Source organism: Methylorubrum podarium (assembly GCF_022179745.1).
GTDB classification, from domain to species: domain Bacteria; phylum Pseudomonadota; class Alphaproteobacteria; order Rhizobiales; family Beijerinckiaceae; genus Methylobacterium; species Methylobacterium podarium.
Genome location: NZ_BPRD01000577.1, coordinates 1 through 2,104, shown reverse-complemented (window position 1 = coordinate 2,104; position 2,104 = coordinate 1). Strand labels below are relative to the sequence as shown.

General features: G+C 73.6%; 2 protein-coding genes. Both read right to left on the bottom strand.

Annotated features, from left to right (window positions below):
- Positions 1-107 precede the first annotated feature (107 nt).
- Positions 108-977 (bottom strand): DUF58 domain-containing protein, encoded by an 870-nt coding sequence (locus MFF42_RS23845; RefSeq protein ID WP_238258289.1) that lies wholly within the window; start codon positions 975-977, stop codon positions 108-110.
- Positions 974-2,005: an AAA family ATPase gene (locus MFF42_RS23840; RefSeq protein WP_238258288.1), complete on the bottom strand. Its 1,032-nt coding sequence runs from the start codon at positions 2,003-2,005 to the stop codon at positions 974-976. The genes MFF42_RS23845 and MFF42_RS23840 overlap by 4 nt, the downstream gene beginning before the upstream one ends.
- Positions 2,006-2,104: the final 99 nt, after the last annotated feature.

Here is a 2,104-nt window from a genome sequence, read left to right as displayed (position 1 = left end):
AGGGGGAGGAGAGGCGCCGGATTCTGCCGACACCGCGCCTGTGGCTCCGCTGACTGAATCCCATCCCCACACGGGGGAGGAGAGTTTGGGTCGCCGCCGCATCGCGCTCACGTCGTCATCAGGTGACGGCTCAGCGCTTCCGCGTCGAAGCGGTCGGCGAGCCGGAAGGGCGGGCGGGCGAAGGGCGTGCAGATCCGGCGCAGGCGCTCGGCGCGCTCCGCCTCGCGGGCGATCCAGCGGCGGCGCAAGGACGGCCGCAGGAAGACGAGGCGGCGCCCGGCGCCCTCCAAGTCGTCGAGTTCGACGAGGCCCCAATTCGGCAGACCCTCGTCCTCGGCGGAATCGGCGAGCAGCACCGGCGTCACGTCGTGCAGCGCGAGGGCGGAGAAGACCGCCTCGATCAGAGGCTCCGGCCAGCGGAAATCCGAGACGAGGAAGATCAGCTTCGGCCGTCCGGCCAGCCGCCGCGCCGCCTCCACGAACCCCTCGGCACCGCGCCCCTCGCAGGCCGCCTCGCCGATCCGGGCGGCGGCGGCCTGGGCCGCGGCGCGGTGGCGGGTGGCGGGGAGAGAGAGGTCTTCCCGCAGCGTCCGGTCGCAGGCGAGGACGCCGAAGCCGTCGCCGATCCGGGTCGCCGAGCGGGCGAGCACCGCGCAGAAGGCGCCCGCCAACCCGAGACGGTCGGCGCGGCCGCGGAAGCGCATCGAGGCGGAGAGATCGACGAGTGCCCAGGTCTCGACCGGGCTGCGCGCCTCGAAGCGGCGCACGAACACGCCCTCGAACGGGTCGCGCAGCGACGCGCGCAGGTCGATGCGGCGGGCATCCGGCAGGCGTGCGAAGCTGACTTGATCGCGGAACGTGCCGAGCCCGCCGGCCTCGCGCCCGCGATGGGCGCCGATTCGGTGTCCGCCCGGCCGCCAGCGCGGCAGGTAGAGGATGTCGGCCGTGTCGTTGACCCCGTCGTCCCGGCCGCTCACGGGGCGGGCACCGTCTCGAACACGGCGCGGATCAGCTCGGGCACGATCTGCGCGCGCCGCATCTCGTAGACCGGCTCAAAGAAGACGCGGTGGGCCATCACCTCGGGGAAGACGGCGCGGATGTCCTCCGGCACCAGCCAGTCGCGGCCCTCGAGCCAGGCGCGGACGCGGGCGGCGCGGACGAGGAAGGCGACGCCGCGGGGCGAGGCGCCGCCCTGGACGAGGCGGTCGATGTCGATGCCGGGCAGCCGGATGCCGGCGGGGCCGGGGCGCACCAGCGCCTCCCACAGGCCGACGACGTAGGTCTCGATCGCCGGCTCGGCGGAGATCGCGTGCTGGATCGCGCTGGCGATGGTGCCGATGCGGTCGTGATCGAGCACCCCGGCCGCGACCTCCTCGGTCAGCCGGTCGGTGTCGTGGAAGCGGGGATCGAACACGAGGTCGCGGCGGGCCTGAGCGTCGCGGGGTGCCTCCATGCCGATTTCCATCAGGAAGCGGTCGCGGGCGGCGGCCGGCAGCTCGAAGGTCTCCTCGCGCTCGACGCGGTTGCGGTCGGCGAAGACCTGGAGGTTGGGGAAGCGGTATTCGCGGTTGAAGGCGGCGACGCTGCGCTCGGCCATGATGCGCAGCAGCAGGGCGTGGACCTGGGGCCGGGCGCGGTTGATCTCGTTGAAGAAGAAGACGGAGAGATCCTCGGCCCGCCGCAGCACCGGGCCGGGCTCGACCCGCGGGCGTCCGTCCTCGCCGAGATAGGTGTGGTAGATCAGGTCGGTGGGCATCATGTCGACGGTGCCCTCGACGCGCTCGTAGGCCCCGCCGAGGGCGCGCGCCACCGCGCGCAGCAGCGTGGTCTTGCCGACGCCGACATCGCCTTCGAGCATGACGTGGCCGCGGGCGAAGATCGCGATGGTCAGGAGCCGGATCGCCCGCTCCTGGCCGACCACGGCCTTGCCGACCTCGCGCTCGAAGCGCGCGGCCGCATCCCGCCAGTCGGTGAGCATGGCGTCGCCGGGGCGCAGGGTGTTCATTCGGCGGTTGGCCTTCGTGTGCCGTCTTGGGCGCCTCGGGCGCCGTGTGCCGCAGCCGCTCCCCTCCCCCTTGAGGGGAGGGGTGGGGGTGGGGGTGGT